This window comes from Collinsella aerofaciens (assembly GCF_039062315.1).
Taxonomy (GTDB): Bacteria; Actinomycetota; Coriobacteriia; order Coriobacteriales; family Coriobacteriaceae; genus Collinsella; species Collinsella aerofaciens_BG.
In genome coordinates, this window is the sequence record NZ_JBCJBG010000005.1 from 117,418 (window position 1) to 131,459 (window position 14,042).

Below are 14,042 nucleotides of genomic sequence, written 5' to 3' on the forward strand. Positions count from 1 at the left end.
TAATCACCGCTAGCACCCCAATAACCTGCATCAATGTGAACAACATCCCAAAACAACCCCCTTAAGCACGCCAAATGAACGATATGTTGTCCGACGCAGCCCAAATCAGTTTCGCTACCAGCTTGTGCTAGGATACCTAATGTTACATGAGTTCAACTGCGCTCACGGCTCCAGCAAGTCGCAAAGCGCAGGGTCGATCAGCATCCGGCCGTAACGGCGGTGCCAGAAACACCACGAGCTCCAATATCGATTGCCATAACCGATTTTGCATTAGTTTTTGTGGCTATTTATAAGTTCGCATTACGCGTGCAATAAGTTGGTATGGCAAACCACATCAGTACTACAGCTGTTTGCGTGCGGTCCAGTTTTGTTCCCGCTTGACTGGTTCGCACGCAGCCAGCTGGGGATGCGGTCTTTTTGCGATACACGTCCGCGTCTCTAGCAACTGCATTTGTACATACCGTTCACGGTGGGGCAGAGCCACGCGCTTGTCTAACTGGGCTCAGGGTTTGAATATGGAGCGCCTTTGCGCACAAGCGCCCTGGCGAAGCCATACCCAAACCCCGTTAGCCACACGTATGACAGCAAGGGGGTGGTGCTCGTGTGGTATGTGATTCAGGTCATTAACGGTCGCGAAGATGTAATGCGCGAGCGCATAGAGCGTATGGTGCCGGCGAGCGCCATGCAGGAGCTCTTTTATCCCCAATTTCAAACCGAGATCAAAGTTCACGGCAAATGGGTCAGAACGACCAAGCCGCTCTTTCCCGGTTATCTCATCTGCGATACGGCAGATCCCCGCACCGTGCAACAGTGTCTGCTGCGCATGGACGACTTTGCCCGGGTGCTTGCCCAGGACGGTCAGTTTGTGCCGCTGGCAAAAGAAGAGACCCAGCTCATTGGCCGCTTTACCCATAAGGGAGACAGGGTAGTGCCCATGAGCGAGGCCTTAAAGGACGGCGACCAGGTTGTAGTGACGGCTGGTCCGCTGCTGGGCCACGAAGGCCTAATAAAAACCATTAACAGACGCAAGAGCACTGCCTTTTTGGAGCTCGACTTGTGCGGCCGACGCGTAACCACCCGCGTTGGCCTTGCGGTGCTTTCAAAAGAGCAGCGCGTTATGCGCAATCACAGAAGAGCGATCGCCTAGCTGCAAGCTCGCAAGCGGACGACCGAAGGCAAAAAGTATCGGGGGAGGGGCTCTTGGAGCCTACGATGATGACCATGGCACAGGGCGCGCGGGAGACGCGCACGGCCGCCACGGCGAATTCCGTCACTGCCGCAGCCGGTGCTGCGGGGGATTACCTTACAAACGAAGAAGCGTACAAGATGCTGCGCGGTGCCAACTCCGGCGTGAAGCCCGAGCTTGGGCACAGGCTCTACCGCGTTGTTAAGCGTACGGTGGACATTGTCGCCGCCGGCGGAGCCCTGGTGTTGCTCTTTATTCCCGGGGTAATTCTGAGCGTGGTCATTTGCATAAAGAGCCCGGGCGCCAGCCCCCTATATTCACAGTGGCGCGTGGGCCGCGTGCGCAAAGACGGCACGTTCTACCTGTTTAAGATCTACAAGTTCCGCAGCATGGTTCCCAACGCAGACCAAATGCTCAAGGACTTGCAGGCCCAAAACGAGGCCACTGGCCCCATGTTTAAAATGAAGCACGACCCGCGCATTATTCCCGGTGTGGGTAACTTCATTCGCAAGCACAGCATCGACGAGCTGCCCCAGCTCATCAACGTGTTCTTGGGCCAAATGAACCTCATTGGCCCGCGCCCCGGCCTGCCGCGCGAGGTTGCCCTGTACAGCGAGCACGACATGAAGCGCCTGGCGGTAAAACCCGGCTGCAGCGGTCCTTGGCAGGTAATGGGCCGCAGCCACCTGGGCTTCAACGAAATGGTTGAGCTGGATCTTCACTATATAGAGAATCGCAGCCTGCGCCAGGACCTGCGGTTGATATTCGGCACGCTGAAGACGATGTTCTCTGGGGAAGGTGCCGTGTAGCATGCGCATCGCCATGATAGGCCAAAAGAGAACGGGTTCGCGCGAGGGCGGCGTAGAAGTGGTGGTAGGCGAGCTTGCTCGCCGTATGGCAGACCTTGGTCACCAAGTAACCTGCTACGACCGTATGGGCGAAGGAGCTCCTTCCGAGCCCTACGAGAAGGATGGCTACCGCATCGTTCCCGTAAAGGCTCTGGACATCAAGGGGCTCTCTGCGCTCACGAGCAGCTTTGCCGCAACAAGGGCCGCCATCAAAGACGGGACAGACGTAATTCACTATCACGCAGAGGGGCCGTGCGTCCCCCTTCGTTTTGCGCGTTCCGCGGACATCAGGACCGTGGCAACGATCCACGGCCTGGACTGGCAGCGTGCAAAATGGGGCGGCTTGGCTTCCAAGTACATCAAGTTCGGCGAGGCGACGGCGGCCAAGTGCGCGGATGCGCTCATCGTGCTTTCCCGGGGCAATCAGGAGTACTTCAAGGAGGCTTACGGCCGCGAGGCTACGCTCATTCCCAACGGCATCACTCCCGAGGCGGATCTTCCCGCGAAGGAGATCTCCGAGCGCTTGGGGCTCACCCAGGGCTCCTATGTCCTCTACCTCGGTCGCATTGTGCCCGAGAAGCGACCGGAACTGTTGGTGGAGGCGTACAAGCAGGTAAAGACGGATAAGCGCCTGGTTATCGCGGGCGACTCCTCCGATACGGACGACTACGCCGTGGCGCTCAAAGAGGCTGCCGCGTCCGACCCCCGCGTGCTCTTTACCGGCCACGTTGAGGGCAACCTGCTCTCCGAGCTGTACTCCAACGCGTATTGCTACGCGCTCCCCTCCGACGTTGAGGGCCTGCCCATGAGCTTGCTGGAGGCCATGTCTCACGGTGCGGCATGCGTTACCTCGGATATTCCCGAGTGCGCGGATGTTCTGCAGGGTTGCGGGCTCACGTTCCCACACGGAGACGCGGGGGCGCTGCGCGACGTGCTTGAAGGCCTGATAGCGGATTCTGCCCAAGCGGAGAGGCTGGGCGCCATGGCACGTGACCGCGCGATTAATGGCTATGACTGGAACAGCGTCGTCCAAAGGACGCTTGCTTTGTATGAGGGTGTTGCGTAATGAAGATCCTTCTTGTAAATAAGTTTCATTGGCGCAAGGGTGGAAGCGAGACGTACTACTTTGCTCTTGCCGATGGTCTTCGCGCTCTTGGGCATGAAGTTGCCTTCTTCAGCATGGAGGATGAGCGTAATGAGCCGACTGAGTGGTCGCGTTACTTTGTAACGAATCGCGACTATAACGGACCGAGCTCTATTGTCGATAAGGCGAAGGCCGCGCAGTCACTTGTGTATTCCAAAGAGGCGCGCGAGAAGTTCGATGCGCTGTGCCGTGAATTCCAGCCCGATGTAATCCATCTCAATCTCACTCATAGGCAGATTACGTTTTCCATCTTGGACGCTCCTTGGCTAAAGCAGCATCCAACGCCGGTTGTGTATACCTCGCACGACTTGATTCTTGCTTGCCCGAGCTATCTTATGCTTGATTCCGAGGGCAACGTTTGCGATTCGTGTCTCGGGGGTCATTTTGGCAATTGCCTTAAGAAGAAGTGCGTAAAGGGTTCGATCGCAAAAAGCGCGTTAGCGGTGGCTGAGGCGGAGTGGCTTAAACGGCACAAAACCTATTCACGTCTCGATCGTATCATCTGCCCGAGTGAGTTCATGCGGAACAAGTTTATTGAAGCGGGGCTTCCCGAGCGTCAGCTTGTCCTCATGCGGAATTTCCTGAATCCCGATTCGATGTCACGGGAAGTTGCCAACCAAAATAATGAAGATCCCTACATGCTGTATCTGGGACGCCTTTCTCGCGAGAAAGGCGTGTTAACGCTCGTGCATGCTTTTGAGAAGGCGGCACCGGTGATCCCTGATTGGCGTCTTGTTATTGCAGGCGATGGCCCTGAATGTGATGCTGTGAAGGTCAAAGTTTCCGCAATGCCAAACGAAATAAGCTCGAGGATTGAGCTGGTTGGATATAAAACCGGTGACGCCCTGCGCGGACTTGTGAATCGAGCCATTCTGGCGGCTGCGCCGTCAGAGTGGCTCGAGAACGCGCCATATGCGGTTCTCGAGGCACTCGCCGCGGGCAAGCCCGTTATCGGTACGAACATGGGCGGAATACCCGAGCTGGTACGTGAGGGTGAAACGGGCTTCCTGGCTGAAGCCCACGATGAGGCAGGACTCGCAGATGCAATCCGTAGGGGTGCGGCGGTGGCCGCCGATCCTGCGGCTTACGCCGCGATGAGCGCGCATTGCCGTTCATTCGTGGCAGAGAACTGTAATCAAGAGGAATACATCCGGAATCTCGTCTCCCTGTATCAAGAACTAATTGACCGGAAGGTGGTGGCCTAACCCATGGCCGAGAAGAAACTCAACGGAACCGTAATCGTAACGTACCGCTGCAACGCGCGCTGCACCATGTGCAACCGCTACAAGGCTCCCAGCCGTCCGGAGGAGGAGCTCTCCCTCGACGTGATCAAGAAGCTCCCGCGCATGTACTTCACCAACATCACCGGTGGCGAGCCCTTCATCAGGACCGACCTTGCGGATATCGTGCGCGAGCTGTACAAGAAGTCCGACCGCATCGTCATCTCCACCAACGGCTTCTTCACCGACCGCATCATCGCCCTTGCCGAGGAATTCCCCCAGGTGGGAATCCGCATCTCCATCGAGGGTCTGCAGCAGACCAACGATGAGATCCGCGGTCTCCAGAACGGCTTCAACCGCGGCTACGAGACGCTCAAGAAGCTCGTGGAAATGAAGCACCCGGACGTGGGCTTTGGCATGACGGTGCAGGATCGCAACGCTGCGGACTTGGTGCCGCTGTACAAGCTTTCCGACGAGCTCGGCATGGAGTTCGCCACCGCCAGCCTGCACAACAGCTTCTACTTTGTCGAGGCGAAGAACATCATCAAGGACCGTCCCATGGTGGCCCAGAACTTCGAGGACCTGGTAAACGAGCTCCTCAAGTCCAACGAGCCCAAGAAGTGGTTCCGCGCGTACTTCAACATGGGCCTCATCAACTACATCTATGGGCAGAAGCGCCTGCTCCCGTGCGATATGGCGTTCGACACGTTCTTCATCGACCCCTACGGCGACGTCATGCCCTGCAACGGCACCAAGGAGAAGCTCGTTATGGGCAACCTTAACGACGAGTCTTGGGATGAGCTGTGGGAGAGCGCCCAGGCCGAGAAAGTGCGCGGCTGCGTGCGCCACTGCGACCGCAACTGCTGGATGATCGGCTCCGTGTCTCCTGCCATGCACAAGTACATCTGGAAACCCGCGTCGTGGGTGCTGGCGCACAAGCTCAAGCCCGGCAAGAAGTTCGACATGCACGAGCTCCCCATCGTGCGCGACTACGAGTCGGGCAAGGTGACGAAGGAGGAGCTGGACGCTCTTTCCACCTGCGACATGCACGCCGCGATCAACGACGGCCTTTCCGACGCAAGCCGAGCCGACGCGCACGTGTACGAGACTGAGGAGGCGCTGTAGTGCAGCCGGGTGGAAAAATCGAATGCAAAAATTCAGAAATAGCGGTTGCTCGATATCAATCGGAGGAAACACGTGAAAGTATCCTGCATAACCAGGCACGCAATCTCTAATTATGGCTCCCTGCTCCAGGCATATGCGACACAACGAGCGGTAGAGAGCTTGGGGCATGAGTTCGAGATTATGGACTATGTACCTGCTTGTGAGGACGTATCCCAGCAGGTGAGGACGCTTCTTTCGACAAAGCCGTCCTGGAACGGGAACCCGTTGAAGAAGTCTGTCTACAGACTTCTGATGGAGCCTGAGACAAGGGTGGCGGGCAAGCGGTTTGCGCGTGAGCGTTCCCAGCTGCTTAAGATGAGCCCTCACTATGCATCCCTGGAGGAGCTGAAGGCTAATCCGCCCAAGGCCGATGTCTATATGACTGGAAGCGATCAGGTGTGGGGTCCCATCAGCTCGGGCGCATACGACCTGTCATACGCGCTTGAGTTTGCTCCCGAGGGCGCAAGGCGCATCTCATATGCGGCAAGCTTTGGTAAGAAGAATATCCCGGATAGCGTGCGCCCCAGGTTTCTCGAGGACCTTCGAGCATATGAGGTCGTGTTCGTACGCGAGGATGCCGCGCGCGAGCAGCTTGCCTCGTGGGGCATAGAGGCCGGACAGGTTGTCGATCCCACGCTGCTGCTTGATGGCGAGGCGTGGAGAAGGATGGCGGCACCTGCCCCGAAGGGCGAATACATCCTCGTCTACCAGATTCACAGCGACCCGACGGTGGGGCAGTACGCCGTGAAGGTTGCCAAAAAGCTTGGCTTGCCCCTGATACGGATCTCCGCAAGCCTGCACCAGGCCTCACGCGAGGGCAAGTTCAAGTGGCTGCCGACGCTTGCTGAGTTTCTCTCGTATGTCGACAACGCAGCATGCCTAGTCACGGACTCGTTCCACGGTACGGCTTTTGCCATAAATCTCAATACGCCGCTGGTAGAAGTGCTGCCCAAGAACGGAACCTCGAGCAGGAACGTGAGTATTCTGCGACTCACGGACCTCACGGACAGAGTGCTTCAGAATCTAGATGATGTCGAGTTAGCATCCAAGCAGATTGACTTTGGTCGGGTCAACGACGTGATGGGTGCGGAGAGGGAGAAGTCCCTAGCGCAGCTCAAGAGCATGATTGAGGAGTAGGGCATTGTCAAACGTTGGCACTAGGACGGTATGCAAGAAGGATATGTGCGCTGGCTGTATGGCCTGCGTCGATTCATGCCGACATGGAGCGATTGCCATTGAGGATACGATTGAGGCGTATAACGCCCGTATTGATCCTACAAGGTGCGTGGGATGTGGACTGTGCGAGAAAACGTGTCCCCAGATGGTATCCCCATCTTCGTTGCGTCCTCTCGAGTGGCTACAGGGGTGGGCGAAAGATACATCGCTCAGAATGTCATCTTCGTCCGGGGGTCTGGCTACGGCCATCTCGGAGGCGTTTGTGGCGTCAAATGGATTAGTGTGTTCATGTGCACAGGAGGGCGGTGAGTTCCGGTTCCACCTCACTTCTGATGCGGATTACTTGAGGAGGGCCCAAGGCTCCAAATACGTCAAAAGCAATCCGCTTGGTGCGTACCGCGAGGTTAGGGAGGCCCTGCAAGGTGGTCAAAGGGTTCTCTTTATCGGTCTTCCTTGTCAGGTTGCTGCGATGCGTAACTTCGTTGGAAGCCGTTTAGCCGATTCCCTTTACACCATCGACCTTATCTGTCATGGTTCACCGTCCCCCAAGGTCCTGAGCCGATTCTTGGAAGAGACAGGTAACAACCTGTCTAATGAGCTGATACTGGACTTTCGAAAGAAAGTCCAGTATCAGCTCCGCTATCGCGGAGCTGAAACTGTGGGTAGGACGGGTGTCCGCGATCGCTACTCGATTGCTTTCCTCTCGGGTTTACCGTATACGGAAGGCTGCTACTCCTGCCGCTACGCCAAGGGTGATCGTGTCTCCGATATTACGCTTGGCGATTCATGGGGTAGCGAGCTTTCTGATGAGGTCGCGAACGGGATATCCCTCGCACTTGTGCAGACAGACAAGGGTCGAGAACTGTTAGAAATGACGGACCTTGAGCTTTTGCCGGTTGATCCTGGTCTAGCTGTGGCCAACAATGAACAGCTTCAACGTCCTTCGACGAAGCCTATAGAAAGAAATACCTTTATGGACGGCTTTCGTAACGGGGTACGGGTTAACCGACTCGTTCTCAGGGCGAGGCCAAAAGACTGCGCCAAGTACTTGGTCAAGGATATACTGCTTGCACTGGGTTTGCTCAGGGGTTAACACATCGAGAGCGTTTGCTTTAGGCATTAATGATAAGGTAATCCATATGTTGAGTAATTCCAAGGTGCCAAAGTGCGTCGTATTAATGGCGTCATACAACGGCATCCCATTTATTTCAGAACAAATTGACAGCATTCTCTCGCAGGCTGAAGTTGACGTACGTCTTTTTGTCCGTGATGACGGGTCATCTGATGGTACTCGTGATCTTCTGCAGCGCTATGCAGATGAGGGCAGTCTGACTTTGTTAACAGGAGAAAACCTAGGACCTGCTTTAGGGTTTTTGACGTTGTTGCGGAATGCTCCCGAAGCTGATTACTATGCGTTTTCCGACCAAGATGATATTTGGGATAGCGATAAACTGATAACTGCGATTAAACAGCTTAAGAAGCAGGAGAATTTGGCTCTTTATCATTGCAATTCAAGACTTGTAGATTCAGCTGGTAATGAGATGGGCCGGTTAACCTATGGGCAACAAAGGTGCATATCTTATCGAGATAACGACCCTCTCAACCAGCTTTGCATTGGGTCACCTATGGGATGTACGCAAGTATTTGATAGGCGTATTTGGGAAGTTGTTTGCTTGCATGAGCTGCCCCATCCCGTCATCATGCATGATAAGCTGATAGCTAATCTATGCGTGCTGCTGGGTTATCGGATTGTTTTCGATGCTTCTCCTCATATGGGATATCGCCAGCATGGTCGTAATGTGGTCGGTGTGAGTACTGATTTACCATCTAAAGTGATTGAGAAAATCAATAGTTTTTGTCATCCGCGAGAGATTACTCTTGCAAAGCAAGTTACTGGACTTCTTTCAACTTATTCCGACTGCATTCTTCCTCCAGAGCGTGCTCTTGGAGAGTTGGTATCGAAAATGGACGCTTCTTTCATGGCTAGGTGCAGGGTTTCTTTCTCTTCGAGGCTGAATTTCGGCAGTCTACAAGAGGGCCTTTTCAATAGATCTCTCCTCTTGTTTGGGAAGCGATGATATGAGTAAAAGCATCCCCAAACCGCACAATAGTGGGTACGTCCTAGCGCTTGCCTTTTGCGACTATCTCAAGGACAAGACCGGCACCCCAAAGGCTATTATGGCGAGTCAGCAGGCCATGGCGTCGCACGGCATAAGTTACGTCTATCTCCACTCGGTTAAGAAGACCCTGTTCAGGGACGACCAGATGCTATTTTGCGAATTCGGGGTTACGGTCGACGGGGTGGAGGCTGGTGTTTTCAGTATTGCCCAGGTGTGCGAGGCCCTTTGCAGCTGGCAAAAAAGCGGCTTCAGCCTTCTTGAGCTTCATATCCACCACCTTCTGTACGTGAGCCTTGAGAAAGTCTCCGAACTGCTAAAAGTTACAGGCAAAACACCGGTCAGGGCCTTTCTCCACGACTATTACCTGTGTTGTACAAGCTATAACCTCCAAAATAGGAGCGGCTTTTGTGACAGCTCAAGGCTCGGCGACGCTCCCTGCGAGAAATGCCCCCACTTCAGTAACAGCCTTCGTGTGGAGTCGAAGATCCAAGGGCTGTTTGACTCCATCAAAAATCTCCGTTTTGTTGCACCTTCGACCTATACGAAGAATCGGTTTCTCTCATTCAGGCCCCAATACGAGGGCCTTGTTGATGTAATACCGCACCAAAAGCTGCTTGGAGAGTATCTGGGCAACAGACGTCCTCTGAACGCAGGGGAGCGCATCAGGGTTGCCTTTCTGGGGATGCCGAGGAAGACAAAGGGCTGGGAGACCTGGCTTCGCCTCGTATCTGCGGTCGATGAACAAGAGTACGAGTTCTTCGTCTTCAACAGCTCGAACGATATGTATCCAGGGATGAACAAGCGGTTTGTCGAATTTGATGAGAAGCACCCAAATGCCATGACCGACTCTCTCAGGGAGTGCGAGATTGCCATCGTTGTCATGTGGCCATCTTGCCCAGAGACCTATAGCTACACCTGTATGGAATCTTACTCCGCAAACGCTTATACGATTTCGAGTGCATGTGCAGGCAATGTCGCCGACTTTGTCGTTGAGCATGGGTCCGGTTTGGTGCTGAATAACGAGGAGGAGCTAATCGGGCTGTTTAGGGATAAGAGCCGGCTTATCAGGGATGTCAATCGTTTCAGGAGCGGAAAGCCTGGTCCGCTCGATCTTGTCGATTCAGATGAGATCGTAGACCTGCTTCCATGCTCCTCGGTAGGTCTCAACACGGGAGTTCACATGCACACGAGGCTGATTGAACGTGTGCTGCTGGAGGTACTCAATGCAAGATCATAGGCATGCGAGGCTCGTTATAAATAAAGCGGAGGAGCGGGCTGGTCGAAGAGGTCGTTGGTATCTCCCTAATAAGCAAGGCGTTCTAACCGTTTGCATGGGTGACCTGGCGGATGCGACGATCGTTATAGGTATCTTGGCGCAGGTTTTCTTCCTTGAGTACTATGGTCTGGGGCGATACCTCAACTGGGTAATTACCGGCATGATTTGCGTGAGGGCGCTCTTCTCCGGATGGAAATATAGCGGTAGAGCGCTACTACTTGGGCTGATTACCGTTGCAGGGTGGCTGTCTGGTGCCCTCTTGGGTGGCAATATGGAAACGTTTAGGGCGAATATTTTGCTGCTCCTCTACCCGTTTGTCTATACGCTTTACTTCTTTCTTTTGGTCACTAACAAGAGGGATTTTCTTCTTGGACTCTTTGATGCAGGTTTTCCGGTCTTCAACGCCATATTGCTTCTCAATATGGCGATCATGTTTATCCAGTACTCTACCCATGGGATGATCGCTGCGACAACGAACGGCATCAGTTACTTCGAGGACAATATCTCCGGCCTGTTCTCTTATGCGTCCGTCCATGCGGTGGCCCTTTACACTTCATTCGTCGTGCTCTACAACTTCGTCTGGATTAGGAGGCTTCGGGGTCCTCTCTGGCCATCCCTTGCCATCGCTTACAACGTCTGCCTTATCGTCCTGTCCTTCTATCTTGCGACACTCAACGATAATAAGGCGCTCTTCATAATCCTTCCTCTCGTTTTAGTGATGTTCTGGCTTATTTCAGTCATGAGAGGAGAAGCGGATGTTTCGGGTCCCTTCTTTTGGCTTGTCGCCTTGTATTTTATCCTGACAATTGCATACGCCTTGGTGCCTGCGTTCCAGATCCTCGTGGATACGCAAGTGTTTGGTCTGTTCGATATGGTTGGCAGTTCAGCTTCCGTCGGTACTGCTGCCGACGGCAGTAACGAGAGGATTGCTATCATCGGCTTCGCTCTCTTGAGACCGGCTACATGGAGTCTCGGAGAGGGTCTTGGAGCCTCAAGCTTCTACGCGTCCGGGTTCATGTCGTTTAACCACTTTGGTCAAGCGGATATGGGGTCTTTCTTGATTCTCATGGGGGTTTGGGAGACGGCAGCGTATGTAGCGTTTTTCCACTCCGTGGTTAGTGAGTTTATGGAGCAGGAAAAAGGATCTAATGGCCGGATTGTTCGTTTGCTCCTTTTGCTAACAATTCTTATTACCTTTCTGTATACGCAGTGCTTTACAAGGGTGAACTGCTGCTTGTGCCTACTGCTGCTCTGTGGAGCGCTGGCTTGGTCGTGGAATTCCTCGGCTGCAGACTATTTGATTATTGATAGAGACGAAGAACAGGTTTGAACATGAAAATAGGCATTTCCACATTTACGCATGGGGACAACTATGGGCAGAGGCTCCAGAACCTTGCTGTCCAAGAAACTCTCAAACTCTCGGGTGCAGATGTCCTTACGTTCAGACAGAAGGACTCGAGATCTGCCAAATACAAGCTCAAGTCTTTGGCTTCGCTCATTCCAAAGGGGCTTGCCGTTGCCCACATCCAGAGGCATCGTTCGTTTGAGGATTTCAATTCCCGTAACATTTCCTTTAGCCGGGAGGTTATATCTGATTCCAACCCTCCACGTGACATTAAATCCTATGACTTTTTCGTTGCTGGGAGCGACCAAGTTTGGTCTCCGTATTCCCCTGACGCTAACTCCACTATGTTTCTCACGTTTTCGCCAAGAGAAAAGCGCATTGCTTTTTCGCCAAGCTTGGCAGCTCCGACGATTCCCGAGGAGAAGCGTGAGCTGTTCCACGGCTATTTCGACGGGTTTGATAGGCTGTCCGTTCGTGAGCAGAAGAGCGCCGAGCTTATAAACAGTCTGTACGGCTTAAAGGCCGAGGTGTTGATTGACCCAACACTGATGTTTGACGGCTCCTGGTGGGAAAGGTATGAAAAAGAGCCGCACTGCGGGCTTCCAAATGATTATGTATTGACGTACTTCCTCGGGAGTGCAGCTTACGAAGAGAGGGTTGCCGAAATCTGTGATTCACTTAGCTGCAAGAGGGTCGATTTACTAGGGGATGCGCGCTACTACGCCCTCGGGCCTTCAGAGTTCCTCTATGCCGTCCGTCACGCAAAGCTTGTAGCGACAGATTCATATCACGGATCAATTTTCTCGATCTTGTTCGGGAAGCCGCTGATTTATTGCCCTCGTGAGTCCACTGGTCCAGACATGAGCAGCCGATTCGACACGCTAGCCAGCGAGCTGGGTGTTTCTTTCGTTGAGCGGTCAATTCTTTCCGTATGTAATTCGGAACTGCTCGAGAGTGACTATTCAAAGGCGTATGACAGGTTGGCAGCTCAGAGGAAGATCGTTGTTGAATTCCTCGATAGATGTGGATTGAGCATTCCCTCGGAGGCCGCCCGTGGCTAGCCAGCGTAAGGCGGGCGCCCTCCTAGGCTACGCCAACATCCTCGCAAAGAACCTCGTCAACCTCGTCTACACGCCGATGCTACTGTCCTACGTGGGGCAGGCGGACTACGGCGTCTTCCAGAGCTCGAACTCCTTTGTCTTCTCGCTGACGCTCCTGTCCTTCGGCTTCTCCGAGGCCTACGTGCGCTTCTACACGCAGACGGTGGCGCACGGCGGCGAGCGCGACATCCGGCACCTGAACGGCATGTACCTCACGCTTTACGTCGCCGTCACAGCCGCGGCGGTCGCCCTCGGCATGGGCTTCTCCGCAAACGCCGGCGCGGTGTTCTCGGCCGGGTTCACCGAGGCGCAGGTCTCGCTCGCCCGGGAGCTGCTCGCCATCATGACGCTCAACGTCGCCTCGACGTTGTTCACCGTCGTGTTCAATTCCTACATCACGGCGCACGAGCGCTTCGTCTACCAGCAGACCAGGCAGCTCGTCACCACGCTTGCGACGCCGCTGTGCGCCTGGGCCCTGCTGGCCGCCGGTATGGGGCCCGTGGGCGTTGCCCTAGCACAGCTCGCGGTGAACCTCGTCCTGCTCGCCCTCAACGCGCGCTACGCCATCGTCGTGCTGGGCATGCGCTTCGAGCTCAGGGGTGCCGACTGGGGCGTCATGCGCGGCATCGCCGCCTTCAGTGCCTGGATCTTCGGTAACCAGGTCTGCGAGATGGTCAATCAGAGCGTGCCCAACATCATGCTGGGGGCCATCTCGGGCGCGACTGCGGTATCTCTGTTCGCGGTGGCCGTGAACATCCGCCAGGTCTTCTACTCGCTCTCCACCACGATGTCGAACGTCTTCATTCCGAAGGTCAACCGCATCGTCGCCACCTCGGACGACAACGCCGAGCTCACTCGCCTTATGACGCGCGTGGGCCGCTACCAGATGGTACTGTTTTGCTGGGTGTACGGAGGTTTCGCTATTCTCGGGAAGTTTTTCGTGACGAGGTGGGCGGGCCCGGGCTTCGCCGAGGCCTACTGGCTCGTGCTCGCCATGACGCTACCCGTCATGGTGCCCCTCTGTCAGAACGTCGGCATCGAGATCCAGAGGGCCAAGAACATGCACCACGCCAGGAGTCTCGTCTACCTTGCGATGGCGGTCGGGAACGTTGCCTTCACCGCCGCGGCCGCCCCGGCGCTGGGGCCGTGGGCCCCCGCGATCGCCTATGTCGTCAGCATCGTGCTCGGCAACGGACTGTGGATGAACTGGTACTACCAGAAGCGGGTCGGTCTCGACATGCTCTTTTTCTGGAAGCGGAACCTGCCGGTGCTGCTCGCCTGGGCTGCCGTCACCGTCGCCTGCCTCGCTGGCACGGCGGTCCTGCCCGTCAACGGATGGCCCGCGTTCCTCGAGTGGGGCGCCGTTTACAGCGCGCTTTTCGCCATAGCCCTTTGGCTCGCCGTCCTAACGAAGGACGAACGTATCGCGGTCGTCTCTCGTCTCCCGTTCCTTAGATAGGGTC

Annotated in this window: 12 protein-coding genes and 1 pseudogene; all 13 read left to right on the forward strand. The window is 55.1% G+C overall.

Going from position 1 to position 14,042, the window contains the following annotated elements:
• Nucleotides 1-601 precede the first annotated feature (601 nt).
• The 13 genes and pseudogenes from loaP to ABCP74_RS04205 all read left to right on the forward strand — a co-directional run bounded on the left by loaP (nucleotide 602) and on the right by ABCP74_RS04205 (nucleotide 14,038).
• Nucleotides 602-1,147 carry an antiterminator LoaP gene (gene loaP, locus ABCP74_RS04150; RefSeq protein WP_343000801.1) on the forward strand — a complete coding sequence of 182 codons (546 nt, stop codon included), beginning with the start codon at nucleotides 602-604 and terminating at the stop codon, nucleotides 1,145-1,147.
• A 53-nt stretch (nucleotides 1,148-1,200) separates the two neighbouring features.
• Nucleotides 1,201-1,995 (forward strand): sugar transferase, encoded by a 795-nt coding sequence (locus ABCP74_RS04155; RefSeq protein WP_198019959.1) that lies wholly within the window; start codon nucleotides 1,201-1,203, stop codon nucleotides 1,993-1,995.
• Between the two features lies 1 nt (nucleotide 1,996).
• Nucleotides 1,997-3,100, forward strand: a complete 1,104-nt coding sequence (locus ABCP74_RS04160; protein WP_195503356.1) for a glycosyltransferase family 4 protein — start codon at nucleotides 1,997-1,999, stop codon at nucleotides 3,098-3,100.
• Nucleotides 3,100-4,383 (forward strand): glycosyltransferase family 4 protein, encoded by a 1,284-nt coding sequence (locus ABCP74_RS04165; protein WP_343000800.1) that lies wholly within the window; start codon nucleotides 3,100-3,102, stop codon nucleotides 4,381-4,383. The genes ABCP74_RS04160 and ABCP74_RS04165 overlap by 1 nt, the downstream gene beginning before the upstream one ends.
• 3 nt (nucleotides 4,384-4,386) lie before the next feature.
• Nucleotides 4,387-5,523: a radical SAM protein gene (locus ABCP74_RS04170; RefSeq protein WP_035138273.1), complete on the forward strand. Its 1,137-nt coding sequence runs from the start codon at nucleotides 4,387-4,389 to the stop codon at nucleotides 5,521-5,523.
• A 72-nt stretch (nucleotides 5,524-5,595) separates the two neighbouring features.
• A complete protein-coding gene (locus ABCP74_RS04175; protein ID WP_343000799.1) occupies nucleotides 5,596-6,699 on the forward strand; it encodes a polysaccharide pyruvyl transferase family protein in 1,104 nt (367 codons plus the stop codon).
• Nucleotides 6,700-6,757: 58 nt separating this feature from the next.
• A pseudogene (locus tag ABCP74_RS09460) lies at nucleotides 6,758-6,883 on the forward strand (4Fe-4S binding protein); the annotation flags it as partial.
• 117 nt (nucleotides 6,884-7,000) lie between these two features.
• The gene (locus ABCP74_RS04180; protein WP_231501640.1) at nucleotides 7,001-7,831 is read left to right on the forward strand and encodes a Coenzyme F420 hydrogenase/dehydrogenase, beta subunit C-terminal domain; all 831 of its coding nucleotides are present in this window, start codon (nucleotides 7,001-7,003) and stop codon (nucleotides 7,829-7,831) included.
• A gap of 46 nt (nucleotides 7,832-7,877) precedes the next feature.
• Entirely contained in the window at nucleotides 7,878-8,816 is a 939-nt protein-coding gene (locus ABCP74_RS04185) for a glycosyltransferase (RefSeq protein ID WP_082421944.1), read from the forward strand.
• Between the two features lies 1 nt (nucleotide 8,817).
• Nucleotides 8,818-10,095, forward strand: a complete 1,278-nt coding sequence (locus tag ABCP74_RS04190; protein ID WP_343000798.1) for a glycosyltransferase family protein — start codon at nucleotides 8,818-8,820, stop codon at nucleotides 10,093-10,095.
• A 94-nt stretch (nucleotides 10,096-10,189) separates the two neighbouring features.
• Nucleotides 10,190-11,464 (forward strand): hypothetical protein, encoded by a 1,275-nt coding sequence (locus tag ABCP74_RS04195; protein WP_343000797.1) that lies wholly within the window; start codon nucleotides 10,190-10,192, stop codon nucleotides 11,462-11,464.
• Between the two features lie 2 nt (nucleotides 11,465-11,466).
• A complete protein-coding gene (locus ABCP74_RS04200; RefSeq protein WP_117774364.1) occupies nucleotides 11,467-12,540 on the forward strand; it encodes a polysaccharide pyruvyl transferase family protein in 1,074 nt (357 codons plus the stop codon).
• A complete protein-coding gene (locus tag ABCP74_RS04205; RefSeq protein WP_052044164.1) occupies nucleotides 12,533-14,038 on the forward strand; it encodes a lipopolysaccharide biosynthesis protein in 1,506 nt (501 codons plus the stop codon). Before ABCP74_RS04200 ends, ABCP74_RS04205 begins: the two co-directional genes overlap by 8 nt.
• The last annotated feature ends 4 nt before the right edge of the window (nucleotides 14,039-14,042 follow it).

Bases quoted from the DNA above. Each gene is read 5' to 3' on its own strand.
- ABCP74_RS04160 (WP_195503356.1), top strand. From the start codon at position 1,997: ATGCGCATCGCCATGATAGGCCAAAAGAGAACGGGTTCGCGCGAGGGC.
- ABCP74_RS04165 (WP_343000800.1), top strand. From the start codon at position 3,100: ATGAAGATCCTTCTTGTAAATAAGTTTCATTGGCGCAAGGGTGGAAGC.
- ABCP74_RS04170 (WP_035138273.1), top strand. From the start codon at position 4,387: ATGGCCGAGAAGAAACTCAACGGAACCGTAATCGTAACGTACCGCTGC.
- ABCP74_RS04185 (WP_082421944.1), top strand. From the start codon at position 7,878: ATGTTGAGTAATTCCAAGGTGCCAAAGTGCGTCGTATTAATGGCGTCA.
- ABCP74_RS04190 (WP_343000798.1), top strand. From the start codon at position 8,818: ATGAGTAAAAGCATCCCCAAACCGCACAATAGTGGGTACGTCCTAGCG.
- ABCP74_RS04195 (WP_343000797.1), top strand. From the start codon at position 10,190: ATGGGTGACCTGGCGGATGCGACGATCGTTATAGGTATCTTGGCGCAG.
- ABCP74_RS04200 (WP_117774364.1), top strand. From the start codon at position 11,467: ATGAAAATAGGCATTTCCACATTTACGCATGGGGACAACTATGGGCAG.